This is a genomic window from Bacillus sp. FSL R7-0646, assembly GCF_037969865.1.
GTDB lineage: Bacteria > Bacillota > Bacilli > Bacillales > Bacillaceae > Bacillus > Bacillus licheniformis.
The window spans coordinates 3,103,789-3,129,392 of record NZ_CP150217.1 but is presented as its reverse complement, the minus strand read 5'-3'; the positions used below and the strand labels follow the sequence as shown (position 1 = coordinate 3,129,392).

18 protein-coding genes, 20 tRNA genes, 3 rRNA genes, 1 pseudogene and 1 riboswitch are annotated in these 25,604 nt (G+C 47.1%); of the genes and pseudogenes, 33 read left to right on the top strand and 9 right to left on the bottom strand.

Annotated elements, in window-relative coordinates; all coding sequences use genetic code 11:
- Positions 1-87: 87 nt before the first annotated feature.
- Positions 88-642 carry a GbsR/MarR family transcriptional regulator gene (locus MKY62_RS16305; protein ID WP_003184703.1) on the bottom strand — a complete coding sequence of 185 codons (555 nt, stop codon included), beginning with the start codon at positions 640-642 and terminating at the stop codon, positions 88-90.
- A 323-nt stretch (positions 643-965) separates the two neighbouring features.
- Between MKY62_RS16305 and betB the strand changes: the two genes are divergently transcribed.
- The 3 genes from betB (at position 966) to MKY62_RS16290 (ending at position 4,357) form a co-directional block, all read left to right on the top strand.
- Positions 966-2,438 carry a betaine-aldehyde dehydrogenase gene (gene betB / locus MKY62_RS16300; RefSeq protein ID WP_003184701.1) on the top strand — a complete coding sequence of 491 codons (1,473 nt, stop codon included), beginning with the start codon at positions 966-968 and terminating at the stop codon, positions 2,436-2,438.
- 17 nt (positions 2,439-2,455) lie between these two features.
- Complete coding sequence (locus MKY62_RS16295) at positions 2,456-3,664, top strand: iron-containing alcohol dehydrogenase (protein ID WP_003184698.1); 1,209 nt, start codon at positions 2,456-2,458, stop codon at positions 3,662-3,664.
- Between the two features lie 111 nt (positions 3,665-3,775).
- Positions 3,776-4,357, top strand: a complete 582-nt coding sequence (locus MKY62_RS16290; protein ID WP_003184696.1) for an MOSC domain-containing protein — start codon at positions 3,776-3,778, stop codon at positions 4,355-4,357.
- A gap of 46 nt (positions 4,358-4,403) precedes the next feature.
- Here MKY62_RS16290 and MKY62_RS16285 read toward each other — a convergent pair whose 3' ends face one another.
- On the bottom strand, positions 4,404-4,889 hold the full coding sequence (locus MKY62_RS16285; protein WP_003184694.1) for a DinB family protein: 486 nt from the start codon (positions 4,887-4,889) through the stop codon (positions 4,404-4,406).
- Positions 4,890-5,010: 121 nt separating this feature from the next.
- On the opposite strand from MKY62_RS16285, the gene MKY62_RS16280 reads away from it, so the two are divergent.
- Positions 5,011-5,925, top strand: coding sequence for a DMT family transporter (locus MKY62_RS16280; RefSeq protein WP_011198226.1), 915 nt, complete (start codon positions 5,011-5,013; stop codon positions 5,923-5,925).
- 10 nt (positions 5,926-5,935) lie between these two features.
- On the opposite strand, the gene MKY62_RS16275 is transcribed toward MKY62_RS16280, so the two are convergent.
- The 6 genes from MKY62_RS16275 to MKY62_RS16250 all read right to left on the bottom strand — a co-directional run bounded on the left by MKY62_RS16275 (position 5,936) and on the right by MKY62_RS16250 (position 10,316).
- Positions 5,936-7,255, bottom strand: a complete 1,320-nt coding sequence (locus tag MKY62_RS16275; protein ID WP_009329440.1) for a TrkH family potassium uptake protein — start codon at positions 7,253-7,255, stop codon at positions 5,936-5,938.
- 2 nt (positions 7,256-7,257) lie between these two features.
- Positions 7,258-7,914 (bottom strand): TrkA family potassium uptake protein, encoded by a 657-nt coding sequence (locus MKY62_RS16270; RefSeq protein ID WP_003184686.1) that lies wholly within the window; start codon positions 7,912-7,914, stop codon positions 7,258-7,260.
- A gap of 118 nt (positions 7,915-8,032) precedes the next feature.
- Positions 8,033-8,680: a pyroglutamyl-peptidase I gene (gene pcp, locus MKY62_RS16265; protein ID WP_003184683.1), complete on the bottom strand. Its 648-nt coding sequence runs from the start codon at positions 8,678-8,680 to the stop codon at positions 8,033-8,035.
- Positions 8,681-8,759: 79 nt separating this feature from the next.
- On the bottom strand, positions 8,760-8,888 hold the full coding sequence (locus MKY62_RS16260; RefSeq protein WP_003184681.1) for a hypothetical protein: 129 nt from the start codon (positions 8,886-8,888) through the stop codon (positions 8,760-8,762).
- Position 8,889: 1 nt separating this feature from the next.
- Complete coding sequence (locus tag MKY62_RS16255; protein WP_003184679.1) at positions 8,890-10,002, bottom strand: tetratricopeptide repeat protein; 1,113 nt, start codon at positions 10,000-10,002, stop codon at positions 8,890-8,892.
- 125 nt (positions 10,003-10,127) lie between these two features.
- Positions 10,128-10,316 carry a hypothetical protein gene (locus tag MKY62_RS16250; protein WP_003184678.1) on the bottom strand — a complete coding sequence of 63 codons (189 nt, stop codon included), beginning with the start codon at positions 10,314-10,316 and terminating at the stop codon, positions 10,128-10,130.
- Positions 10,317-10,496: 180 nt separating this feature from the next.
- On the opposite strand from MKY62_RS16250, the gene MKY62_RS16245 reads away from it, so the two are divergent.
- A complete protein-coding gene (locus MKY62_RS16245) occupies positions 10,497-11,492 on the top strand; it encodes a processed acidic surface protein (protein ID WP_003184676.1) in 996 nt (331 codons plus the stop codon).
- A gap of 106 nt (positions 11,493-11,598) precedes the next feature.
- Positions 11,599-12,156, top strand: coding sequence for a class D sortase (locus MKY62_RS16240; RefSeq protein ID WP_003184674.1), 558 nt, complete (start codon positions 11,599-11,601; stop codon positions 12,154-12,156).
- Positions 12,157-12,196: 40 nt separating this feature from the next.
- On the opposite strand, the gene thiT is transcribed toward MKY62_RS16240, so the two are convergent.
- A complete protein-coding gene (gene thiT / locus MKY62_RS16235) occupies positions 12,197-12,781 on the bottom strand; it encodes an energy-coupled thiamine transporter ThiT (RefSeq protein ID WP_009329439.1) in 585 nt (194 codons plus the stop codon).
- 111 nt (positions 12,782-12,892) lie between these two features.
- Positions 12,893-12,992, bottom strand: a riboswitch (TPP riboswitch).
- A gap of 162 nt (positions 12,993-13,154) precedes the next feature.
- Between thiT and MKY62_RS16230 the strand changes: the two genes are divergently transcribed.
- The 27 genes and pseudogenes from MKY62_RS16230 (at position 13,155) to MKY62_RS16100 (ending at position 25,586) form a co-directional block, all read left to right on the top strand.
- On the top strand, positions 13,155-14,255 hold the full coding sequence (locus MKY62_RS16230) for a GntR family transcriptional regulator (protein ID WP_003184669.1): 1,101 nt from the start codon (positions 13,155-13,157) through the stop codon (positions 14,253-14,255).
- A gap of 626 nt (positions 14,256-14,881) precedes the next feature.
- Positions 14,882-16,431: ribosomal RNA gene (locus MKY62_RS16225) — 16S ribosomal RNA — on the top strand.
- A 174-nt stretch (positions 16,432-16,605) separates the two neighbouring features.
- Positions 16,606-19,536: ribosomal RNA gene (locus tag MKY62_RS16220) — 23S ribosomal RNA — on the top strand.
- Positions 19,537-19,668: 132 nt separating this feature from the next.
- Positions 19,669-19,784 (top strand): 5S ribosomal RNA (gene rrf, locus MKY62_RS16215).
- The 16S, 23S and 5S rRNA genes sit together here, the layout of an rRNA operon.
- A gap of 248 nt (positions 19,785-20,032) precedes the next feature.
- Entirely contained in the window at positions 20,033-20,230 is a 198-nt protein-coding gene (locus tag MKY62_RS16210; RefSeq protein WP_003184666.1) for a hypothetical protein, read from the top strand.
- Between the two features lie 280 nt (positions 20,231-20,510).
- Positions 20,511-20,586, top strand: a tRNA-Val gene (locus tag MKY62_RS16205).
- A gap of 15 nt (positions 20,587-20,601) precedes the next feature.
- Positions 20,602-20,677: transfer RNA gene (locus MKY62_RS16200), tRNA-Thr, on the top strand.
- An 81-nt stretch (positions 20,678-20,758) separates the two neighbouring features.
- Positions 20,759-20,834: transfer RNA gene (locus tag MKY62_RS16195), tRNA-Lys, on the top strand.
- A gap of 6 nt (positions 20,835-20,840) precedes the next feature.
- Positions 20,841-20,925, top strand: a tRNA-Leu gene (locus MKY62_RS16190).
- 15 nt (positions 20,926-20,940) lie between these two features.
- Positions 20,941-21,012: transfer RNA gene (locus tag MKY62_RS16185), tRNA-Gly, on the top strand.
- A 10-nt stretch (positions 21,013-21,022) separates the two neighbouring features.
- A tRNA-Arg gene (locus tag MKY62_RS16180) sits at positions 21,023-21,099 on the top strand.
- A gap of 8 nt (positions 21,100-21,107) precedes the next feature.
- A tRNA-Pro gene (locus tag MKY62_RS16175) sits at positions 21,108-21,184 on the top strand.
- A gap of 6 nt (positions 21,185-21,190) precedes the next feature.
- Positions 21,191-21,263 (top strand) — tRNA-Ala (locus MKY62_RS16170).
- A 25-nt stretch (positions 21,264-21,288) separates the two neighbouring features.
- A tRNA-Met gene (locus MKY62_RS16165) sits at positions 21,289-21,362 on the top strand.
- Between the two features lie 5 nt (positions 21,363-21,367).
- Positions 21,368-21,444, top strand: a tRNA-Ile gene (locus MKY62_RS16160).
- Between the two features lie 7 nt (positions 21,445-21,451).
- Positions 21,452-21,544, top strand: a tRNA-Ser gene (locus MKY62_RS16155).
- 24 nt (positions 21,545-21,568) lie between these two features.
- Positions 21,569-21,645, top strand: a tRNA-Met gene (locus tag MKY62_RS16150).
- A gap of 45 nt (positions 21,646-21,690) precedes the next feature.
- Positions 21,691-21,767: transfer RNA gene (locus MKY62_RS16145), tRNA-Asp, on the top strand.
- A gap of 10 nt (positions 21,768-21,777) precedes the next feature.
- A tRNA-Phe gene (locus MKY62_RS16140) sits at positions 21,778-21,853 on the top strand.
- A 22-nt stretch (positions 21,854-21,875) separates the two neighbouring features.
- Positions 21,876-21,951, top strand: a tRNA-His gene (locus MKY62_RS16135).
- A gap of 8 nt (positions 21,952-21,959) precedes the next feature.
- Positions 21,960-22,033: transfer RNA gene (locus MKY62_RS16130), tRNA-Gly, on the top strand.
- Between the two features lie 12 nt (positions 22,034-22,045).
- Positions 22,046-22,122: transfer RNA gene (locus MKY62_RS16125), tRNA-Ile, on the top strand.
- A 6-nt stretch (positions 22,123-22,128) separates the two neighbouring features.
- A tRNA-Asn gene (locus MKY62_RS16120) sits at positions 22,129-22,203 on the top strand.
- A gap of 1 nt (position 22,204) precedes the next feature.
- Positions 22,205-22,295, top strand: a tRNA-Ser gene (locus MKY62_RS16115).
- 12 nt (positions 22,296-22,307) lie between these two features.
- Positions 22,308-22,379, top strand: a tRNA-Glu gene (locus MKY62_RS16110).
- Positions 22,380-22,565: 186 nt separating this feature from the next.
- Positions 22,566-24,450 (top strand): annotated as a pseudogene (glgB, locus tag MKY62_RS16105) (1,4-alpha-glucan branching enzyme).
- Complete coding sequence (locus MKY62_RS16100) at positions 24,447-25,586, top strand: glucose-1-phosphate adenylyltransferase (protein WP_003184656.1); 1,140 nt, start codon at positions 24,447-24,449, stop codon at positions 25,584-25,586. The pseudogene glgB and the gene MKY62_RS16100 overlap by 4 nt, the downstream one beginning before the upstream one ends.
- Positions 25,587-25,604: the final 18 nt, after the last annotated feature.

The window sequence follows — 25,604 nt, the reverse complement described above, 5'->3', positions numbered from 1 at the left end:
ATTTTCTTGAAATTAAAATATGAAAAAAGGTTTTGCCCCACTCTGGGAAGTATGCAAATTGCTGACTTCAGAGCGGATAAAACCTTTTTATTTCTTGTTATCAATCGGTATAAACTCAAAAATCTCTCCGGATTGGACAGATTTAGCGAGTCTCAGCAGCCAGTCATAATACGGTTTTGAATGTTCAAGCTGGTCATAAAGAGTTCTCGCTTCCTCTTTTATGCTTTCGTCAAGCCCTTCGCTTTCGATGATGTCCTCCAATGCTTTTTGAGCGTCTTGAATAGCCATGAGATTCACTTTGACTTCCCTTTCCCATTTTTTAGGGAAAAAGCTTGTGAAAAATTTGAAGAAATCCTTTTCAGCAACAAAGCTGTGTTTTCTTCTTCCTCTGTGGAATGTCTTTTTGACGACGTTTAAGTCTTGGAGCTTTTTTACGCTTGTGCTCATGCTGGGCTTGCTCATTTGCAGTTCTTCCCGCATTTCGTCCAGCGTCATTTCATCCGAAAGGTACATCGTTCCGTACAAAATGCCCGCACTCCGGGTAATGCCGTACAGATCCATTGTTTCTGCGATTGAATCAATGACAAGATCTTTTGCCTGTGCGATCGTTTCTTTTGCTGAAACATCACGGGGATTGTCCATAACTTGCCTCCTTTCACAGGAGCGGAACATCGGCATTGCAGATTCAATGCCCCCCGAAAAATCGGGGATTGTTCTAAAATCCGCGTTAAGTTTGTTAAGTTATTTCTGTATGTTCTTTATCTTAACGAAAGAAATTGAAATGTCAAAATCAAAAATTTTTTTCAAACGGTCTCAGCCCATGTGAGCTCTGCATTCACATAAAATTCAAAAAAAATAATCAGCCTGATTTGCTTTGACACAAAAAATGGCGCATGATAAATTCAAAGTGTTCAAAACATTAAATTTTTATTTAACAAACTTTGCGTAATGAGGAGGCTGCTTTTATGAGTCAAACACTTTTCATTGACGGAAAGTGGGTGGGCGCCAAAAAAGGCGAGACTCGCCAAATTATCAATCCTTACAATCAAGAGCATATTGAAACCGTCAGTGAAGGAGACAGAGAAGACGCTGTTAGGGCGATTGCTGCAGCGCGCCGCGCATTTGACGACGGCGAGTGGGCGAATACGCCGGGTCTTGAACGAGGCAACATCGTATTAAAGATCGCCGAACTGATCAGACGCGACCACGAAGAGCTGGCAGAACTTGAATCGCTTGATACCGGCAAGACGATTGAAGAAAGCAGAGCCGATATGGATGATATTGCAAACGTATTTCAATATTATGCAGGGCTTGCGGATAAAGACGGCGGAGAAGTCATTTCTTCACCGATCCCCGATTCTAAAAGCAAAATTGTCAGGGAGCCGGTCGGTGTCTGCGGGCAGATCACACCGTGGAACTATCCGCTCCTGCAGGCAAGCTGGAAAATCGCTCCGGCTTTGGCGGCGGGCAACACGATCGTTGTCAAACCAAGTGAAATCACACCGCTGACAACCATTAAGATCTTCAAGCTGATGGAAGAAGCCGGTGTGCCTGAAGGGGTGGCCAACCTTGTTCTCGGCCCCGGGGCGACTGTCGGCGATGAACTTGCCAGAAATAAAGACGTCGACTTAATTTCCTTCACCGGCGGAATTGAAACCGGAAAGAAAATCATGCAGGCTGCAAGTACGAATGTGAAAAAAATTGCGCTTGAGCTTGGCGGGAAAAATCCGAATATTGTGTTTAAAGACGCAGATTTTGACGTAGCGGTTGACCAGGCGCTGAATGCGGTATTTTTCCACGCAGGACAGGTTTGCTCTGCGGGCGCTCGTCTTCTCGTTGAAGAGTCCATTCATGATGAGTTTGTCGCAGAGCTTGTCAAGCGTGCGAAAAAAATCAAGCTTGGCAACGGATTTCACGAGGAGACACAGAGCGGTCCGCTTATTTCAGCTGAACACCGCAGCAAAGTTGAAAAATATGTGGAAATCGGCTTGCAAGAAGGCGCCAAGCTGGAAACAGGCGGAAAACGTCCGGAGGACCCTGAACTTGCAAATGGCTTCTTCTATCTGCCGACAATCTTCTCGAGCTGTACATCAGATATGAGAATCGTTAAGGAAGAAGTATTCGGTCCTGTATTAACAGTTGAAACATTTAAAACAGAAGAAGAGGTTGTCTCACTTGCGAACGATACGATTTACGGCCTTGCCGGCGCCGTTTGGTCAAAAGACATCGAAAAAGCGGAGCGCGTCGCTTCCAAACTGCGCATGGGAACCGTCTGGATCAATGACTTCCACCCTTATTTCGCACAAGCGCCTTGGGGAGGTTACAAGCAGTCAGGCATCGGCCGCGAGCTTGGCCGCATGGGCCTTGAAGAATACACAGAAGTGAAGCATGTCTACCGCAATACGAAACCGGCGGCTGTCAATTGGTTTAAAGCATAAGAAGGAGGAGACTATTCATGGCTTTAAATATGAAAGTAGAAGCGATGAACAAATTCCACACGTTTGAAATCCCTACCGTCATTAAGCATGGAATCGGAGCCGTTAAACATGTGGGGGAAGAAGTGAAAAAGCTTGGCGTTTCAAAAGCGCTGCTTGTCACAGACCCTGGCATCTACAAAGCCGGTGTAACAAACCCGGTCGTTGTATCCCTTCAGGAAGCAGGCGTAGAAGTTGCCGTCTTTAATAAAGTCGAGCCGAATCCGCCTGTCCGTCTTGTCGCTGAAGGTTCCAAACTGTATGCTGAAGAAAACTGCGACGGCCTTGTCGCGGTCGGCGGCGGAAGCTCAATGGATACGGCGAAAGCGATCGGAGTTGAAGCCACTCATGAAGGCTCAGTCCTTGACTATGAAGCGGCAGAAGGAAAAAAGCCGCTTGAAAACCGGATTCCTCCGCTTACAACGATCCCGACGACTGCCGGAACCGGCTCAGAAGTTACACAATGGGCGGTTATCACAGATGAAGAGCGCGAATTTAAATTCAATACGGGCGGCCCGCTGATTGCAGCTCATTTGACAATTATCGATCCTGAATTGCATGTATCAATGCCTCCGCACGTAACAGCGATGACCGGCGTTGACGCTTTGGCTCATGCCATCGAGTGCTATACGATGAAATTTGCCCAGCCGATTACTGACGCGGTGGCCCTTCTTGCGATCGAATACGGCGCACATTACATCCGCAGAGCGTTTGCCGATGGAGAAGATCTTGAAGCGAGATACGGCATGGCGCAGGCGGCCATGCTTGCAGGCCTTTCTTACGGAAGCGAATCCGCAGGCGCTGCTCACGCGATGAGCCAGACGCTCGGAGGGATCATCCCTGTCGCGCACGGCCAATGTGTGGCGGCGATGATGGGCCCTGTAATGGAATACAACTGGAAAGGCTACCCTGAAAAATTTGCCCGCATTGCAAAAGCGTTCGGAATTGACACAAGCGGCATGTCTGCAGTTGAAGCGGCTAAAGCTGCGGTGAACTGGATGTATCAGCTTGTGGAAGACTTAGAGATTCCTAGTCTTGAAGAGCAAGGCGTATCATCTGACATGATCGACCGCCTTTCAAAAGAAGCGATGAAAGATCCGCAAACGGTCGGTAACCCTAGAGACCTGAACGAAAAAGCGTACAATTGGATTTACAAACGCTGCTTCAATTTAACCCCGAAAACTGTCTGAAAAAATTGAAAAAGCCCGTTGTGTGCAGCACACAGCGGGCTTTTTCAATTTGAGAAAAAAAGGGAGGCAATGTAAAATAAATCACATCTTGAAAAAAAGGGGATGGGTTGAATGTGGAAGAAGCGCACGGCTGTGGCGGAGCACGTATACATAGCGGACACAGCGTCATTTGTGACAGAGAAACAGGCAAAGATCGTAATCGATTACGGGGGCATACCGGGGGATCTGCATTTTGGACTGACGAAAAAAGCCGGGGCAAGGGAGCCGATGTATAAAAGAGGAACGGAGATTTTCAACAGGAGGCAGATTTCTATCGTCTCGGTAGAAGAGTGCCTTGAAATTGCCGGACGGCTGAACATTCCGGCGGTCCTTCCGGAATGGCTCGGGGCCAATATCGCATTAAGCGGCCTGCCTGATTTAACCTCATTAAGAGAAGGAAGCAGAATCGTTTTTCCAAGCGGCGCCTCTTTGTTGAGCGAGGGCGAGAATGAGCCGTGCATTCAGCCCGGAGAAGTCATTCAGGAGCAGTTTCCCGACAAACCGAAGCTTGCTTCGCGCTTTGTGCGCCATGCGATGGGAAGAAGGGGAATCGTCTGCATCGTTGAACGCCCGGGCCTGATCCATCAAGGCGACCAAGCAGAAGTGTGGGCGTATTCGCCTGCTGCCATGAAAGACGCCAGGTCGTTTGCCTAGGCGGATGAAAAGCCCCGAGTCTCTAAGAGCCGGGGCTTTCCGCTTATTACAACAGTTTCTGCTTGACTTCTTTGATCTGTTTAATATGTCTTCTTTCATGATGGCCGATGAAGTCGAGCCACTGCCTGACCGTAAGCTCTTCGAAAATCGGATGCGGCAGCACCCTTTGAAAATCTTCATCGTGAAAGGCGGCGATGACTGAAGTTAATTGTGTTCTGACATTGTCGAGCTCAGCTTTGAGGGTTAAAGCATCCGCTGTTTTTCTTTCCGGCTCCGCATATGGAGGCGCCTTTCGTTTGGAGCTTCTGTCTTCCAACTGATGAACCGGTTTATCTTCGATTGATTTAACCGGTGCATGCTTGATTTGTTCCTTCAAGATTTGAAGTGCCATCAGATCGATTTTTTTCAGGTGGTCGATCACTTCTTGAATGCTCCATTCGTCTTCCGCCGGCCTTTTATTCAGCATTTCGTCTGACAGGCCTTGAATCTCGCTCCAAAGTTCTTTTCTCGCTTCATTAAAAATGCTCATCATATCCCCTCCTAGTTTTAACTGTACCATATCGAAGGCTGGTAAAATAACCAAAAAACACTCGATTTTCGCATCGCCATCGGATATGCTTAAGAAAAAAATGAAAAGAAGGAAGGATTTCATTTTGAGAACCACATTGTACCCGTATATAGCATTAGTGGTCGGGGTGTTGGCTGTGTCTTCCTCCGCCATCTTCGTCAGGCTGTCAACAGCTGATGCTGGAATCATCGCTTTTTATCGTCTCTTTTTTTCCGCTTTGCTGATCTTTCCTTTTTTCTGGGGAAAAAGAAAAGAAGTCTTGGGTTTTTCGAAAAAAGACTGGCTGTTTTCCGCGGCAGCGGGATTCTTTTTAGCATTTCATTTTATTTTATGGTTTCGCTCGCTTGAATACACGTCTGTGGCGAGCTCGGTTGTTCTTGTTACGCTGCAGCCGATCTTTTCCTTTATCGGTACATATTTTTTATTTAAAGAAAGAGTCTCGTTCGCTGGGATCATCAGTGCGCTTCTCGCGATCGGCGGAAGCGTGTACATCAGCTGGGGGGATTTCAAAGTAAGCGGCCAGGCGCTCTACGGCGATATCCTGGCGCTTTTGGCATGTGCGCTTGTGACGGCATATCTGCTGTTTGGCCAGCATGTCAGAAAACGCCACAGCTTGACCGTTTACACTTTTATTGTATATGGAATCAGCGCCCTCACTTTATGTCTATACTGCCTGTTTTCGGGCGCCGCCTTTTTTTCTTATCCTGCGTCAGATTGGGGTTACTTCTTTCTGCTTGCCGTCATTCCGACTTTGCTCGGCCACTCGCTCTTTAACTGGGTGCTGAAATGGCTGAGCACAAATATGATTTCTGTGGCGATTTTATTTGAACCCGTCGGAGCGGTTGCGCTGGCGTATTGGATTTTAGACGAATCCGTCATGATGACGCAGGTGATCGGCGGAGCGGTCATTTTTTCAGGCATCATCCTGTTCATGGCCTCGCAAAGCATACGGAAAAACAACGTCCCGGCGGTGAAAGGGAAAACGCCCAAGGCGCTTTAAAGTCCGCGCTTTATCCAGTCAAAATATCTTCGCTTGAATAGCGGATGTTTTCCTTTTCAGGTCTGGCCAGGGAAAACGCCAATGTGAGCGGCCCGAGTTTTCCGAGAAACATAATGAAAACAATCAGCATCTTCCCGATAGGGGACAGGTCGGCCGTAATCCCCATTGACAGGCCGACCGTGCCGAAAGCTGAAACGACTTCAAACAAAATCGCCAAAAACGGTATAGGTTCTGTCATATTTAAAATAAAGATGGCCGTTAAAATCAACAGCACGCTGATTGTTGAAATAGCGAGCGACCGGAGGATCAATTGGTCTTTCAGCGTTTTTTTGGCTATTGAAATATGTTTTTTGCCCTTTAAAAAAGTGATAACCGACAGAAGAATGACAAGAAACGTCGTCAGCTTGATTCCTCCGCCGGTCGATGCGCTCCCCGCTCCGACAAACATAAGAAGGAGCAAAAGCGTGATCGTGCTTTCGCGCAGGCTTCCGATGTCTGTCGTGTTAAATCCTGCTGTTCTCGGGGTCACAGCCTGAAAATAGGCGCCCCAAAGTTTTTCAGCTAGCGGAAGCATTCCCAGCGTTTTTTGATTTTGATACTCAAGCAGAAAAATAAGGATCATGGCTGCCAAATTGACGATAAACGTACCGTATATCATCAATTTCGAATGAAGGCTCAACTTTTTAAAGCTCCGCTTATGCCATAAATCGGACAATACAGTAAATCCTATCCCGCCGACGATGAACAAAAAACTGATCACCAGGTTGACGAGCGGATCGCCTTCATACCGCATTAAACTGTCCGGCCATATGGAAAATCCCGCATTGTTAAAGGAGGAAACCGCATGGAACAGGCTGTAGTAGATGCCGCGGGCGAGACCGTATTCAGGAATCCATTTGACAGCAAGTATCAGCATGGCCAGCATTTCAATCGCGAAGGAGTAAATAAACAAACTCTTGATCAGTTTAATAATCCCGCCTAAAGAAGTCTGATTAAGCGACTGCTGAATCAACAGCCGTTCTTTCAGGCCGATTTTTTTCCCGAGCATGATAAAAATGAGCACCGCAAAAGACATGATGCCGAGTCCCCCGAGCTGGATGAGAACGAGAATAATAAGCTGACCAAACATCGTATAATCCGTGCCTGTATCAACGACGGCCAGACCGGTAACAGTCATCGCCGAGGTCGATGTAAAAAGCGTATCAATCCAGCCTATAGGCTTGGGCGTTGCTGCCGGCAGCTTCAATAAAAGGGTTCCTAATATGATGAAAAATAAAAACACTAGCACGAGCAGTTGGGACGGGCTTAATTGTATCTGTTTAAACTTCACGGTTAATCGCCCTTTTTTTCAAAGGTCTCAATATCTTTATTTTGCCCGATCACAATCAAAATATCGTTTTCATATATCATGTCATCAGCGCTCGGTGCGATGATGAAATGCCCGTCCCTTTTTATGCCGACGATATTGCAGCCGAAGTTGGCGCGTACGTCGATATCCCCCAGGCTTCTTTTGTCCAGCTTTTTAGTGGCCACAATTTCGACGATGCTGTAGTTTGGCGACAGCTCGACAAAATCGATCATCTTTTCCGACGTGATATGGCTGGCTATCCGCTTGGCCATATCTTTTTCAGGATGAATGATACGATGGACGCCGATTTTATGGAGAACTTTTTGGTGATAGTCATTTTGTGCTTTCGTCCATACTTTGGGGACGCCCATTTCAATCAGCAAAAGCGAGGTCAGAATGCTTGCTTCAATGTCATCGCCAAATGATACAAATGCGTGGTCAATGTTGCGTATCCCGATTTGTTTCAAGGTCTTTTCATCAACGGCGTTGGCGCAAATGGTGTAGGTTGCATAAGTAGAATATTCGTTTACTTTTTCTTCTGATTTGTCGATGCCTAAGACTTCCGCCCCTTTTGCGTGGAAGGCTTTCACAAGGCTGCCGCCGAACTGGCCGAGCCCGAAAACGGCGTAAGATTTCTGCATCCGTATTCACCCTTTTACCTGTTTTTCTTATAGTGTTTACTTTTTTTAAGAAAAACACACTGGGATGTACAAGAATCCGGAAGGTGAAGCCGGAGGGCGCTTTGAGGCGGCTGCGGTGTCAGCTGATCGATCCGCCCGTTTCGCGAATATCTTTTTCGTGCAGGGCGGAGATGACCGCAGCTATTCTAAGTCCTTCGACGATCGTTTCAAGGCTGAGACTCGGCTCGGGTTTATCGATTGTTTGTTCGGGGAGAAACGGAATGTGGATGAACCCTCCGCGGATGTTTGCCGAGGTGCGGTCTATACGGTGCATTAACTGGTAAAAGAGATGGTTGCATACGAAAGTTCCCGCTGAATTGGAGACGGAGGCCGGTATTCCGTTTTTTCTCAACTCTTTCACAATGAGCTTGATCGGAAGCGCGGACCAGTAAGCAGCAGGCCCGTCTGCCGCGATGGGTTCATCGATCGGTTCCCGGTCTTCATTATCCGGAATGCGAGCATCATCGATGTTGATTGCGATGCGTTCCGGCGTAATATGAGCCCTGCCGCCTGCTTGCCCTGCGCAAATGACGACATCGGGTTTGTGCTTTTCGATCGCTTTTTTCAAAACGGCCGCTGAATGATGAAAAACGGTCGGAATCTGCTCCGCTGCGATAGAGACGCCTTCTGCTTCCTCTCCGTTCAGCCGTTTTACAGCTTCCCAGGACGGATTGACTGTTTCTCCCCCAAAGGGGTCAAATCCTGTCAGCAGTACTTTCTTTCCCATATCGATCACTCCTGAATATGAATGTAAAGTGCAAAATACCCATTCAGCAGATGTCTGAATGGGTATTTTGAGGATGTAGTCACCCGCCTGCTCCACGAGAAGCCAAAAGTATCTCATTGCTTTGGGAAGCCGCTTCAGGAGCGTGATTTGCAAACGAAAAGCTGAAAACAGTGCCTAATACAAATACAGCTAACAACACTTTTTTCATCCTATTCTCCTCCTCTTCCGGCAAGTTTACTTGCCTTGTCTGTTTTAATGTAGAAATATATGGCTTCTTCGTATAACTTATTTTCCCTATAGTAATTCGCTACGTCCATCAGCAATTCCTCCAGATCAACCCATGCTTTTTTATCTTCTAATTGGTGAATAAAGTCCTTGATTACTTCCAGTTTATTCTGACAATCGGAATGTAATGTATATAAAGTTTTGAATTTTAATTCGAAAATTTCGCTATTCACTTCTTGAGCTTTTTTAAAGCCTGTGTCGATCCATTTAAAAGCTTGGTCGGGATCGTTGGTTTTGAAAAGAGACCTTGTGTTTTCATATACACATAGAAGGTAAGCATACTTGGCTTTCGTTTCAAAGTCTTTGATTGCAAAAGCTTTATTATAATACTTCAGCGCTTCTTCGTGTTTATCTTCCTTACTCTTCAAAAAGCCCATATTATAGTAGGTATAAGGCAAAAGATATTGGTCGCCGATTTTTTCGGTTTTTTCAATTGCTTCCTTTAACAATACTTCACTTTCGGCAAACTTAAATTGGTCAATATAATTGAGCCCGATCAGCATTTTGCAGTTGATGACCCGCTTGGCATACCCGTCATACCCTTGGAAGATGCCTGAGGCAATGTTGATGTGGTGAATCGACAGCCATGTCGCTTTTAAGTTGTAATACAAAACACCGATTTTATAATGAAATTCGGCTTTTTCAATTTCATTTTGAATGACGCTCAGCCTTTTTTCCGCTATTCTGAAAAAATTAAGCGCTTCTGTATGGTTTTGCTTGTAGTCTTCATAAATCCCTTTGAACAGATAAAAATAATAATTCAGCTTATCGTCCGTACTTTTTGGATCTTTGTCCTTAAAACTGATGGCTTCCAATTTTTCTGTGGAAGATTGGGAGATATCTTCAAGAAGAAGCCTTAAGCGAAAATCCAGCATTTGATAATAGAGAAGAACGTCATGATCTTCTTCCATCTTTTCAATTGCTTTATCTATGTCATCTTTCATTTCGATTGAACCTGAAATGTCTCGTTTTTTCATCAGTATGTACCAGTCGTTCAGCATATTGGCGACTTCTTGAGAAGCCACGGCTTTGGCCATTCTTTTCCCTCCAATCTTTGTGAATTTTTTGTAAATTGAAGTTCTATTAATCATAGCATAAACTGCCGCCGTCTGTGAATAACACGGAAATGCATGTTTGTTGGCGAAAAAATTCATTCCCGAAATTAAATCGTCATTTTCCAAAAAAAGTGCGCGAAAAAAGCGAAAACCGCGCCAAGCGGAATACAGGAGATCATTGCGGTTCCGTTGACCAGCCCGTCAGCCCCGCTTATTTTCAGGGCTTCCCGATAGCCTATTAAAAAGTGGATGATCGATAGGACATAACATAAGAGCATCATATAGTAAGGATTCATTTGTATACCCTCCTCTATTCGCTTTACTATATTACATTCAATAGAGGGAAAGATTATGCCTGTTTAAGTAGGAAAAAGAACAAAATATTATAGACGAAAAGATTTTCAATTACAATACATGTTTTTAAAAATATTTCCACTATAATCAAAATGAAAGATAAATTTAGGGGGTCATACAAAATGAAAAAAAGGCTGATGTCACTATTGGTCTGCATCCTGGTTTTAGTGCCGGCAGCAGGAGCTTTTGCCGCGCCGAAACAGGCCGAGCTTAAAGATTATCTTGAAGAAATAGGAATGACAGAAAAAGAATTGGAAGCCTATTTGCAGGATACATATGATGAGAGTTTAAAAGGTTTTGACTCGGTGGAAGAGTTGAAAGACTTTTTAGGGCAAAGACTGACTAAAAAGCTTTTGGCATCCTATTTGAAAGAATACGGATTGAGCGAAAAAGAAGCGGCTGACCTATTTGTTGAAAATGGCTATATGGAAAGCGGCCAAAACATTCTCGACGTGTTTATGTTTGAATACGAATTGGACGATGCGCTCTACACCGTGACATATGAAGAAGACGATTTTCAGATCGGAAACATGTTTCAAGAATTGGGTGTGGATGATCAGGAGTGGGAAAGACTCGTGAATCACCTCCGAAAAGTGCGCGATAACAATCCGAACCTTGAAAATGACTTGATGGCTCTTGGAGAACGTCTTGAAGCGGTAGCCGATTTCGAGTCTGTATCAGAGCTGTCAGCTCAGGATATCGCTGAAATGCTGTCCATTTTAAACGATCTTCAGAAGACGCTCGAAGTGAAAACGAAATATTATCTTGTTAAAGACGGAAAGAAAAAAGAAGTGTCTTTGACGACGCTTGTCAGTGCTGAAGATCTGAAGGGAGCAAGCCTCCTAGTGGAAGTATACGATCTGCAGGGCAATTTCATTTTGGATGTATTGCTGACGCCTGAAATGATCGGATCTGATTTAATTCATGACACAGGGTCGAAAGTGAAGCAAACCCAAACGGCTGTTAAACACGACGCAAAGAAATCTCATGTGAAAAAGACGGTTAAAGGTGCAAAGCTTCCGAAAACGGCCGGGCATTACGCAGAATGGTCGATCTTTGGCGCCGTTCTGATGTTTGGCGGATTGTTTATGGTCAGAAGGCTTCGAAAAGCGGCTTAACATTTTACTTCCCATTCTAAGTCTGTATAGAATGGGAAGTTTTTATAAGGAGTGAAAGGAAATTAAGGCACATCGAAAAAAGATCATCTGGCTTGCAGCCATTGCGATGGTTGCGTGCGGCGCTTATTTTACAACAACGAATGTGTTCAAGCTGATGCACGGCTACGCTCTATTTTCATTTCAGCAGATGAAAGAAGAGGAAAAGCCTGAAAAACCTCCGATTCAGACGACGAAAAAAGAAAAGACGGCAATTGATCAAACATTTGAAACCGGGGAGAAAATCGGTGATCTTGTTATTCCGAAAATCAATGCAAGGCTTCCGATATATCACGGAACAGATGAAGACGAGCTGCAAAAAGGCGTGGGCCATTTCGCAGGATCCGTTCTGCCTGGAGAAGATGACAACTCGGTTTTATCAGGCCACCGGGATACGGTTTTCCGAAAACTCGGCCGAGTGGGGAAAGGCGATCAGTTAATTGTTGAAGCTTCCTACGGAACTTTTACATACAAAGTGAAAAAGGTCCGAATCGTGGATGCGGATGACCGGACGGTGATAGTTCCAAAGCCGAGAGCGACATTGACGGTTTCCACCTGCTATCCTTTTGACTTTATCGGTTCAGCACCGGAGCGGTATATATTGGTCGCAGATTTGATTAAAACATAAAAAACAGCGGAATCTCAGGCGAATCCGCTGTTTTTTTATGTTATCTCATGTTTGTTCTGTTTTCTAGAAGTCTTGGTGCGGTTAGCAGCAGTATACAAAGGACGATTGTGCAGACAATGAAAGACGGAAGCATATACGTTCCATTATATACCAATGAATAAATCCATACCGGAGTGCCTTTAGGCGCATAGTTTCCAAAAAAGACAGCGCCGCTGATGACATGTGCGAGAAATTTCAGTCCGCTTCCAAGAAGGACGGCCAGCATAACATAGGAAATGATCTTTCCTTTTTGTTTCTCAAATGAAGCATTTCGGATCGATCCGGCAAAAAAGCCGCCGATTCCCGCGGCCGTAGGCGCGATAAAGTAATCAAGAAGAAGCTGCAGAGGATGAACAACGTAAAATCCTCCAGTGACAAATTGAAGCAATCCGGCTAAAAACCCGGTCGCCAGCCCTGCCTTGAGCCCCCATCTAAAGGAGATCAGGAAGATCGGAATCATCATGACGGCGATTGAACCGCCTTGAGGCATTTTTAAAAACATTCCGGACACCATATCAAGTATAAGTGCTATTCCTGTCATAATCGCAATTTCAATCAGCTGTACAAGTTGTTTAGATTGATTCATCATAACCCTCACTTTTGATGAACAAAGGGATACTGGACTTCTTTCCCAATAAAAAAAGCAATGCGGGGAAGGAGTAGGACAGTTTTCCACGCACTGCTTTGGATGCAATTAGAAATGACTTTGCCACATTCCTACGCCAGCATTAACTAACAGGTTCGAAGGGTCAGAACGGTCGTTCACTCTCAGCCCGGAGGCTCCCCTTGTGGTCATCAAGTTATTTAGTTATATTCTACTATACTAAAAAAAGAAACGGACGACAAGCTAATTTTTCGAAAAACTTTTGCTGAAACCCTCCAATATGTAGCAATGCAAACATCTTTTCCTTATAATAGAACTTATTCATACGTACAAGATGCAGTAAAGGGTTGATCTGATGAGTGAACTCACAAAATACAGCATGGTGAAAAATGAAATTAAATCGTGGATATATGAAGGCAAAGTGAAGCCGGGCGAAAAAATCCATTCGGAAAACGAATTGATGAAAATATTTGATGTGAGCAGGCATACGATCCGGCAAGCAATTGGCGACCTTGTTCATGAAGGGCTTTTATACAGAGAGCAAGGCTCGGGGACGTATTGCTCTCACCGCCTGCAGCTTTCTGAAAAAGGAAGGGAAAGAAATAAGATGATTGGGGTCATTACGACTTACCTTTCGGATTACATTTTTCCTTCTATTATAAGAGGAATCGAATCTTCATTGTCGAGTGCAGGTTACACCTTGGTCGTCGCGAGCACGAATAATGACATTGAAAAAGAAAAACAATGTCTTGTAAATATGCTTGACAAAAAAATTGATGGGTTGATTGTGGAGCCGACGAAAACCGGCAGCTTTAATCCGAATTTAAATTACTATCTGACCCTTGAACAGCACCATATACCATATTTGATGATCAACCAATTATATCAGGAGTTAAACCCGCCTCATTTCATTTTGGATGATGAGCACGGCGGTTTTATCGCCACGGAGCATTTGATTAAGCTAGGCCATGAAAAAGTGTTCGGTTTCTTTAAACAGGACGATATGCAGGGCGTCAACCGGATGAAAGGATTTATCCGGGCTTTCAGGGAAAACGGCTTGTCGTTTTATCCGGAGATGGTCGTGACTTACACAACAGAGAACAAAAAAGAAAAAACGATTGCTGAGGCAAGGAAGCGGCTTTCCTCAGCAGACCGCCCGACTGCCATATTCTGCTATAATGATGAGATAGCACTTATAGTGTTGGATGTCGTAAGGGAATTCGGTTTGAAAGTACCGGACGACATATCAATTGTCGGATATGACGACTCACACTTGAGCGAGGCGTCTGAAGTGAAGCTGACATCAGTCACCCATCCGAAAATGCAGATGGGGATTGAGGCGGCAAAATGGATGATTGCCAAAGTTGAGGGACGGAACACGGATAAGCTTGAGCATTCTACCGTCTATAAACCTGAACTTGTTGTCAGACATTCGACCGCCAAGCCGAAAAGGTAGGCTGATCAGCTTTACCCATACAAGCGATTCGAGTATTCGGCTGCTTTCGTTGCCAACAGCACGACAGAGTGAATGTCATGAGACAAAGATAGATCCTTTAAAAAGCTCCGAATTCGGAGCTTTTATTAAATTGAAGGCTGATAGCGGAGAGTTTAAGGGCATTTCCGCAGCTTCGGGAACAATGGTACAGCGTCTCGATTTTTTTGGCCGCTGTACATCTTTTATATAGAAGAAAACAGTAAGTAAGAAGGAATAAGTTGCGTCAATTGTCGGCTGGTCCGGGATGATCGGGAATTTCATTTGATTATTATTTTTTTAAAAAAGCTATTGTGCAAAACGAAAATAGATGTTATATTAGTATCCGCCCTAAAAAGAAGGCTTTATAAATACAACTTCAAAAAAACTTTTAAAAAAAGTTGTTGACATTCACATTGATAGAATGTTATATTAATAAAGTCGCTTCGGACAGGAGCGGAAATGATCTTTGAAAACTAAACAAGACAAAACGTACCTGTTAATTCATTAAATAAATCGTACATGCGAATGTGCGTAGTCAGGGGCCTGCACGATGCAGGTCATGCAGATGTTGTCACAGGATGTGACGAACTTAATCTGCGCTCCATTACTTCATGGAGAGTTTGATCCTGGCTCAGGACGAACGCTGGCGGCGTGCCTAATACATGCAAGTCGAGCGGACCGACGGGAGCTTGCTCCCTTAGGTCAGCGGCGGACGGGTGAGTAACACGTGGGTAACCTGCCTGTAAGACTGGGATAACTCCGGGAAACCGGGGCTAATACCGGATGCTTGATTGAACCGCATGGTTCAATCATAAAAGGTGGCTTTTAGCTACCACTTACAGATGGACCCGCGGCGCATTAGCTAGTTGGTGAGGTAACGGCTCACCAAGGCGACGATGCGTAGCCGACCTGAGAGGGTGATCGGCCACACTGGGACTGAGACACGGCCCAGACTCCTACGGGAGGCAGCAGTAGGGAATCTTCCGCAATGGACGAAAGTCTGACGGAGCAACGCCGCGTGAGTGATGAAGGTTTTCGGATCGTAAAACTCTGTTGTTAGGGAAGAACAAGTACCGTTCGAATAGGGCGGCACCTTGACGGTACCTAACCAGAAAGCCACGGCTAACTACGTGCCAGCAGCCGCGGTAATACGTAGGTGGCAAGCGTTGTCCGGAATTATTGGGCGTAAAGCGCGCGCAGGCGGTTTCTTAAGTCTGATGTGAAAGCCCCCGGCTCAACCGGGGAGGGTCATTGGAAACTGGGGAACTTGAGTGCAGAAGAGGAGAGTGGAATTCCACGTGTAGCGGTGAAATGCGTAGAGATGTGGAGGAACACCAGTGGCGAAGGCGACTCTCTGGTCTGTAACTGACGCTGAGGCGCGAAAGCGTGGGGAGCGAACAGGATTAGATACCCTGGTAGTCCACGCCGTAAACGATGAGTGCTAAGTGTTAGAGGGTTTCCGCCCTTTAGTGCTGCAGCAAACGCATTAAGCACTCCGCCTGGGGAGTACGGTCGCAAGACTGAAACTCAAAGGAATTGACGGGGGCCCGCACAAGCGGTGGAGCATGTGGTTTAATTCGAAGCAACGCGAAGAACCTTACCAGGTCTTGACATCCTCTGACAACCCTAGAGATAGGGCTTCCCCTTCGGGGGCAGAGTGACAGGTGGTGCATGGTTGTCGTCAGCTCGTGTCGTGAGATGTTGGGTTAAGTCCCGCAACGAGCGCAACCCTTGATCTTAGTTGCCAGCATTCAGTTGGGCACTCTAAGGTGACTGCCGGTGACAAACCGGAGGAAGGTGGGGATGACGTCAAATCATCATGCCCCTTATGACCTGGGCTACACACGTGCTACAATGGGCAGAACAAAGGGCAGCGAAGCCGCGAGGCTAAGCCAATCCCACAAATCTGTTCTCAGTTCGGATCGCAGTCTGCAACTCGACTGCGTGAAGCTGGAATCGCTAGTAATCGCGGATCAGCATGCCGCGGTGAATACGTTCCCGGGCCTTGTACACACCGCCCGTCACACCACGAGAGTTTGTAACACCCGAAGTCGGTGAGGTAACCTTTTGGAGCCAGCCGCCGAAGGTGGGACAGATGATTGGGGTGAAGTCGTAACAAGGTAGCCGTATCGGAAGGTGCGGCTGGATCACCTCCTTTCTAAGGATATTATACGGAATATAAGACCTTGCGGTCTTATAGACAGGTGCGTTTGGATCTTGTTTAGTTTTGAAGGATCATTCCTTCAAAGCGTGTTCTTTGAAAACTAGATAACGAAAGTAGACATTCACATTCAATTGTAATGCAAGATATCACGTAGTGATTCTTTTTAACGGTTAAGTTAGAAAGGGCGCACGGTGGATGCCTTGGCACTAGGAGCCGATGAAGGACGGGACGAACACCGATATGCTTCGGGGAGCTGTAAGCAAGCTTTGATCCGGAGATTTCCGAATGGGGAAACCCACTGCTCGTAATGGAGCAGTATCCATATCTGAATTCATAGGATATGAGAAGGCAGACCCGGGGAACTGAAACATCTAAGTACCCGGAGGAAGAGAAAGCAAATGCGATTCCCTGAGTAGCGGCGAGCGAAACGGGAACAGCCCAAACCAAGAGGCTTGCCTCTTGGGGTTGTAGGACACTCTGTACGGAGTTACAAAAGAACGAGGTAGATGAAGAGGTCTGGAAAGGCCCGCCATAGGAGGTAACAGCCCTGTAGTCAAAACTTCGTTCTCTCCTGAGTGGATCCTGAGTACGGCGGAACACGTGAAATTCCGTCGGAATCCGGGAGGACCATCTCCCAAGGCTAAATACTCCCTAGTGACCGATAGTGAACCAGTACCGTGAGGGAAAGGTGAAAAGCACCCCGGAAGGGGAGTGAAAGAGATCCTGAAACCGTGTGCCTACAAGTAGTCAGAGCCCGTTAACGGGTGATGGCGTGCCTTTTGTAGAATGAACCGGCGAGTTACGATCCCGTGCAAGGTTAAGTTTGAAAAGACGGAGCCGCAGCGAAAGCGAGTCTGAATAGGGCGCATGAGTACGTGGTCGTAGACCCGAAACCAGGTGATCTACCCATGTCCAGGGTGAAGTTCAGGTAACACTGAATGGAGGCCCGAACCCACGCACGTTGAAAAGTGCGGGGATGAGGTGTGGGTAGGGGTGAAATGCCAATCGAACCTGGAGATAGCTGGTTCTCTCCGAAATAGCTTTAGGGCTAGCCTCAAGGTAAGAGTCTTGGAGGTAGAGCACTGATTGGACTAGGGGCCCCTACCGGGTTACCGAATTCAGTCAAACTCCGAATGCCAAAGACTTATCCTTGGGAGTCAGACTGCGAGTGATAAGATCCGTAGTCGAAAGGGAAACAGCCCAGACCGCCAGCTAAGGTCCCAAAGTATACGTTAAGTGGAAAAGGATGTGGAGTTGCTTAGACAACCAGGATGTTGGCTTAGAAGCAGCCACCATTTAAAGAGTGCGTAATAGCTCACTGGTCGAGTGACTCTGCGCCGAAAATGTACCGGGGCTAAACGTATCACCGAAGCTGCGGACTGTTCTTGCGAACAGTGGTAGGAGAGCGTTCTAAGGGCTGTGAAGCGAGACCGGAAGGACTCGTGGAGCGCTTAGAAGTGAGAATGCCGGTATGAGTAGCGAAAGAGGGGTGAGAATCCCCTCCACCGAATGCCTAAGGTTTCCTGAGGAAGGCTCGTCCGCTCAGGGTTAGTCGGGACCTAAGCCGAGGCCGAAAGGCGTAGGCGATGGACAACAGGTTGATATTCCTGTACCACCTCCTCACCATTTGAGCAATGGGGGGACGCAGGAGGATAGGGCAAGCGCGGTATTGGATATCCGCGTCCAAGCAGTTAGGCTGGGAAATAGGCAAATCCGTTTCCCGTAAGGCTGAGCTGTGATGGCGAGCGAAATATAGTAGCGAAGTTCCTGATTCCACACTGCCAAGAAAAGCCTCTAGCGAGGTGAGAGGTGCCCGTACCGCAAACCGACACAGGTAGGCGAGGAGAGAATCCTAAGGTGATCGAGAGAACTCTCGTTAAGGAACTCGGCAAAATGACCCCGTAACTTCGGGAGAAGGGGTGCTCTGTTAGGGTGCAAGCCCGAGAGAGCCGCAGTGAATAGGCCCAGGCGACTGTTTAGCAAAAACACAGGTCTCTGCGAAGCCGTAAGGCGAAGTATAGGGGCTGACGCCTGCCCGGTGCTGGAAGGTTAAGAGGAGCGCTTAGCGTAAGCGAAGGTGCGAATTGAAGCCCCAGTAAACGGCGGCCGTAACTATAACGGTCCTAAGGTAGCGAAATTCCTTGTCGGGTAAGTTCCGACCCGCACGAAAGGCGCAACGATCTGGGCACTGTCTCAACGAGAGACTCGGTGAAATTATAGTACCTGTGAAGATGCAGGTTACCCGCGACAGGACGGAAAGACCCCGTGGAGCTTTACTGCAGCCTGATATTGAATGTTGGTACAGCTTGTACAGGATAGGTAGGAGCCTTGGAAACCGGAGCGCCAGCTTCGGTGGAGGCATCGGTGGGATACTACCCTGGCTGTATTGACCTTCTAACCCGCTGCCCTTATCGGGCAGGGAGACAGTGTCAGGTGGGCAGTTTGACTGGGGCGGTCGCCTCCTAAAAGGTAACGGAGGCGCCCAAAGGTTCCCTCAGAATGGTTGGAAATCATTCGCAGAGTGTAAAGGCACAAGGGAGCTTGACTGCGAGACCTACAAGTCGAGCAGGGACGAAAGTCGGGCTTAGTGATCCGGTGGTTCCGCATGGAAGGGCCATCGCTCAACGGATAAAAGCTACCCCGGGGATAACAGGCTTATCTCCCCCAAGAGTCCACATCGACGGGGAGGTTTGGCACCTCGATGTCGGCTCATCGCATCCTGGGGCTGTAGTCGGTCCCAAGGGTTGGGCTGTTCGCCCATTAAAGCGGTACGCGAGCTGGGTTCAGAACGTCGTGAGACAGTTCGGTCCCTATCCGTCGCGGGCGCAGGAAATTTGAGAGGAGCTGTCCTTAGTACGAGAGGACCGGGATGGACGCACCGCTGGTGTACCAGTTGTTCTGCCAAGGGCATCGCTGGGTAGCTATGTGCGGACGGGATAAGTGCTGAAAGCATCTAAGCATGAAGCCCCCCTCAAGATGAGATTTCCCATTCCTATAAGGAAGTAAGATCCCTGAAAGATGATCAGGTTGATAGGTCTGAGGTGGAAGTGTGGCGACACATGGAGCTGACAGATACTAATCGATCGAGGACTTAACCTAAATATTTGTGAATCGTCTGTCCGTTATCTAGTTTTGAGAGAACACCTCTCAGAAAGCCAAAGGCAAGGAAACTCGGCTAAAGGCCCTCACATCCTGTGAGGAACGCCCAGTACCTTCGTCCTGAAGGCATAGTTTGGTGGCGATAGCGAAGAGGTCACACCCGTTCCCATGCCGAACACGGAAGTTAAGCTCTTCAGCGCCGATGGTAGTTGGGGGCTTCCCCCTGTGAGAGTAGGACGCCGCCAAGCGCTTAAGAAGACCAGCTTATATAAGCTGGTCTTTTTTGCGGGTGTTCGATTGTATATACCGGAAGGGCAGGAGTGCATAGACGATTTCAACCCTTCAGGCCCCGCGAAACGGTGTGAAGAATAGGCAAGCTGTCTTCATCTTCTCTGGCCCGTGTTCTGGGTGTTCAAATCCGAATTTTAAAGCGGAAATATGAAGCCAATAAGCACATTGGCATGCATAAAATCAGTGAAGCCAGGGAGTAAAACCCATGCAAATAGAAGAGTGGATGCTGGATGTTCCGGCAAATGGATTTCGAGGGATTGAGGTAGCTGGAGGATTGACAAATGAATGCGTATATTTTGAGCAGTACGACGTTCATTTTCAAAACACGCCGCTTGCTATTAAGAGTCGGGATAGAGAGAGTCGAGAAGCGAAATATATTGCTTATCGTTCGAAACGGGCTTAAAATTGTTTTGAAAAATCAATTCGAATACAAATTTACCATGGGGAAGAGACAGGAATTCATGGAGCGTCTGGAGAACCTATTATAAGCCGTCAATAGGGATAAATGTTGCTCCTAAGCTTTTGATGCCATCATGCGGATTGAGCGGAACGAAGTATCCATATTCGTCTGTTGTGATAGAATAAACTGAAAATAAAATTTTTTTAATATAGCCTTTACAAATGGGTGTATTCCCGTATATAATAGTCCTTGTCAGATCGAGAGTTACTCCAACAACTGACGCGGAGGATTAGCTCAGCTGGGAGAGCATCTGCCTTACAAGCAGAGGGTCGGCGGTTCGATCCCGTCATCCTCCACCATTCATATTGGAATGGGCCGGTGTAGCTCAATTGGTAGAGCAACTGAATCGTAATCAGTAGGTTGGGGGTTCAAGTCCTCTTGCCGGCACCACGATTTTATGATACAATATAAAAGTTGCTGAAAAAAGACAGATAGCTTTCGAAAAAGTCTTCAGATTTCATTGCAGTATTGGAGCCATTAGCTCAGTTGGTAGAGCATCTGACTTTTAATCAGAGGGTCGAAGGTTCGAGTCCTTCATGGCTCACCATTTCATGCGGATGTGGCGGAATTGGCAGACGCGCTAGAATCAGGCTCTAGTGTCTTTTAAAGACGTGGGGGTTCAAGTCCCTTCATCCGCATTGCCAATCTATTTTGCGGAAGTAGTTCAGTGGTAGAACACCACCTTGCCAAGGTGGGGGTCGCGGGTTCGAATCCCGTCTTCCGCTTAATCATCCAGCGCCCGTAGCTCAATTGGATAGAGCGTTTGACTACGGATCAAAAGGTTAGGGGTTCGACTCCTCTCGGGCGCGCCATTATATAACGGGAAGTAGCTCAGCTTGGTAGAGCACATGGTTTGGGACCATGGGGTCGCAGGTTCGAATCCTGTCTTCCCGACCACTATTCGGGGCCTTAGCTCAGCTGGGAGAGCGCCTGCTTTGCACGCAGGAGGTCAGCGGTTCGATCCCGCTAGGCTCCACTTTGTTATCTTTAATATTCACCATGGCGGTGTAGCTCAGCTGGCTAGAGCGTACGGTTCATACCCGTGAGGTCGGGGGTTCGATTCCCTCCGCCGCTATTAAAGGACCTTTAGCTCAGTTGGTTAGAGCAGACGGCTCATAACCGTCCGGTCGTAGGTTCGAGTCCTACAAGGTCCACCATTGTTACGGAGGAATACCCAAGTCTGGCTGAAGGGATCGGTCTTGAAAACCGACAGGGGTGTCAAAGCCCGCGGGGGTTCGAATCCCTCTTCCTCCGCCATATATTATTTATTATTTTGATCATCGCGGGGTGGAGCAGTTCGGTAGCTCGTCGGGCTCATAACCCGAAGGTCGCAGGTTCAAATCCTGCCCCCGCAACCAAATTCACTCATTAAATGAGGATTGCCCGAAAGGTGCAGCCAAAATGGTCCGGTAGTTCAGTTGGTTAGAATGCCTGCCTGTCACGCAGGAGGTCGCGGGTTCGAGTCCCGTCCGGACCGCCATTTTAACAAAGGCTCGGTAGCTCAGTTGGTAGAGCAACGGACTGAAAATCCGTGTGTCGGCGGTTCGATTCCGTCCCGAGCCACCATTTTACAATTCTATATATTGCGGCGGTTGTGGCGAAGTGGTTAACGCACCAGATTGTGGCTCTGGCATTCGTGGGTTCGATTCCCATCAACCGCCCCATGCGAAATGCGGGTGTAGTTTAGTGGTAAAACCTCAGCCTTCCAAGCTGATGTCGTGGGTTCGATTCCCATCACCCGCTCCATTTGCATATCATGGGCCTGTAGCTCAGCTGGTTAGAGCGCACGCCTGATAAGCGTGAGGTCGATGGTTCGAGTCCATTCAGGCCCACCATGATATTCCGCAGTAGCTCAGTGGTAGAGCTATCGGCTGTTAACCGATCGGTCGCAGGTTCGAATCCTGCCTGCGGAGCCATGGAGAAGTACTCAAGTGGCTGAAGAGGCGCCCCTGCTAAGGGTGTAGGTCGCGTAAGCGGCGCGAGGGTTCAAATCCCTCCTTCTCCGCCATTTTTTCAATAAGGCCCGTTGGTCAAGTGGTTAAGACACCGCCCTTTCACGGCGGTAACACGGGTTCGAATCCCGTACGGGTCATCATGTTAAACTCTGCATCATTTCGATGCGGAGTTTTTTTATATTCAAATATGACATCAGTCAATGTTTAAAAGGAAAATTGTTGAACTTTGTCAATAAAAAGAAGCGCTTTCATTAAAGGGATCAAGCCATATTATCCGAATAAAAGAGTATTCTTTAAATATAGTGGCAGAAAGGATGAAATCAATGGCTGGTGTGAGTGCCTCGGATATTAAAGCGCATCTCTTTCATGAAGGTCGGCTTTATGAAAGCTACAGGTTCTTCGGCGCTCATCAGACGGAACAGGACGGCCGCCAAGGCTTCCGTTTCTGTGTTTGGGCCCCGCATGCGAAGGAGGTTCGAATCGCCGGAACGTTTAACGGCTGGTCCGGTGTCCTGCACCGAATGGAAAAGCGTCATCAGGAAGGCATATGGGAACTGTTTATCCCCGGTATTGGAGAAGGGGAGCTGTATAAATATGAAATGATTACAGCCGCAAATGAAACGAAATTGAAGGCTGATCCTTATGCTTTTTTTTCTGAAGTGAGGCCGAAAACGGCATCGGTCACTTATCAATTGGCCGGATACCAATGGGGCGACCGGAAGTGGCAAAAGAAAAAGCAGCAAAAAGCCGTGTATGAAAAACCGATTTCCATCTACGAGCTTCATATCGGTTCGTGGAAAAAGAAAGCGGATGGACGTTTTTTCACATACCGGGAACTGAGCGAAACGGTCATTCCTTACGTCAAAGAACACGGATTCACACATATCGAGCTGATGCCGCTGACAGAGCACCCGTTTGACCGTTCATGGGGCTACCAGACAACAGGGTACTACAGTCCGACGAGCAGATATGGCGAACCGCATGACTTGATGTATTTCATCGACCAGTGCCATCAGCATGAGATCGGCGTCATTATGGATTGGGTTTCCGGCCATTTTTGCAAAGATGACCACGGCTTGTATTTGTTTGACGGTATGCCTCTGTATGAATATAAACACGAGCATGACAGGGAAAATTGGGAATGGGGGACCGCCAATTTTGACCTCGGAAAACGAGAAGTTCACAGTTTTTTAATCTCGAATGCGTTGTATTGGATCGAGATGTATCATATAGATGGATTTCGAGTCGATGCGGTTGCGAACCTCCTGTATTGGCCAAACCGTCCTCAGCCTGAAGCGAACGGCTTTGCGATCGAATTTATTCAAACGTTAAATGAACAGGTTTTTGCAAAAGATCCCCACTTTTTGATGATTGCAGAGGACTCCACAGACTGGCCGCTTGTGACGCATCCGACCTATGAAGGCGGTCTCGGGTTTAATTATAAGTGGAATATGGGTTGGATGAACGATGTATTAACCTATATGGAAGCTTCCCCAGAACAAAGAAAACACCTGCATCATCTTGTTTCATTCTCCTTAATGTATGCCTACTCAGAAAATTACATCCTGCCGTTCTCCCACGATGAAGTGGTGTACCGCAAAAAGTCTCTGCTTCATAAGATGCCCGGCGATTATTGGCAGAAATTCGCCCAGTACCGCCTGCTGATCAGTTATTTTATGATGCACCCGGGAAAAAAGCTTCTTTTTATGGGCGGTGAGTTTGCTCAATTTGATGAATGGAAAGACGAAGAAGAGCTCGATTGGTTTTTGGACGATTTTGACATGCACCGCAAAGCCCGAATGTTTACAAAGGAGGCTCTACACCTCTACAAAAAAAGCCGTATCCTTGTATGAAAATGATCATCGGCAGCAAGGATTCGAGTGGATTGACGTTAACAATGCGGAACAGTCGATTGTATCGTTTATCCGCTATGGAAAACAGCCCGGTGAAGCGCTGATTATCGTCTGCAATTTCACGCCTTCCGTCTATCACGAATATCGGGTCGGCGTCCCTTTTCAAACCGAATATATCGAAGTGCTTAACAGCGATGATGCAAAATACGGAGGTTCACACCAAATCAACCCAAAACGCCTTCAGGCAAGAAAAGGCGTTCTGCACGGCAAACCATACAGCATCAGCATGACAGTCCCTCCGCTGGGAGCTGCGGTTTTCAGAGCAGTCAAAAAGAGAGGAGCGAAAAAGGGATGAAAGAACAATGTGTGGCTATGCTTTTGGCAGGCGGCAAGGGAAGCAGGCTGAATGCCTTAACCAAAAACCTCGCAAAACCCGCCGTTCCATTTGGCGGCAAGTACAGAATCATCGATTTTGCCCTCAGCAACTGCGCCAACTCGGGAATTCATCATGTCGGTGTGCTGACTCAATACCAGCCTCTTTTATTAAACTCATATATCGGAATCGGCGAGCCATGGGATCTTGACCGCAATGACGGAGGGGTCTCCATTTTATCCCCTTATGCTGAAGCGTCGGAAGTGAAGTGGTACAAAGGGACGGCTAGCGCGATTTATGAAAACCGCCATTTTTTAAAGGAGCTTCAGCCTGAACATGTACTCATCCTATCAGGAGATCATATCTACAAAATGGACTACGGAAAAATGCTCGAATACCACGCGGAGAAACAAGCTGACGCCACCATCGCAGTCATTGAAGTCAGCTGGGCAGAAGCCGGCCGTTTCGGCATCCTTCATACGAATGACAAGATGGAGATTACAAGCTTCGAGGAAAAGCCGAAATATCCAAAGAGCAATTTGGCATCAATGGGTGTCTACGTTTTTAAATGGAGCGTGCTTGAAGATGCGTTGGAACGCGATGAAAAAAATTCCGCGTCAAGCCACGATTTCGGAAAAGATGTCATTCCGGCTCTTCTCGAAGAAAATAAGAGGCTGAACGCTTATCCGTTTAAAGGATACTGGAAGGATGTCGGTACGGTCAGAAGTTTATGGGAAGCCAATATGGATCTGCTTGGAGATCATCCTCCGCTTGACCTGTTCGAACGGAACTGGCGGATTTATTCAGTCTCCCCGAATCTCCCGCCGCAGTTTGTTGCCGATCTGGCGGAAATCAAAGAATCGCTCGTCAGCGAAGGATGCACCGTGTATGGGTCGGTCACCCGTTCGGTTATATTTCAGCGCGTTGCCATCGGCAGACATTCCGCCATCAAACGTTCAGTCGTGATGCATGACGTTTCAATTGGAGAGTATGTTGAGATCGAAAATGCCATTGTATCGGCAGGAATTCGAATTCCGGACGGTTTTTGCGCGAAGCCGGAAGATGGCGAAGTCCTGCTGATCACAGAGGAGTATGTCAAAAAACATAAGGTTGTTTAAACAACGCGGAGAGGCGGA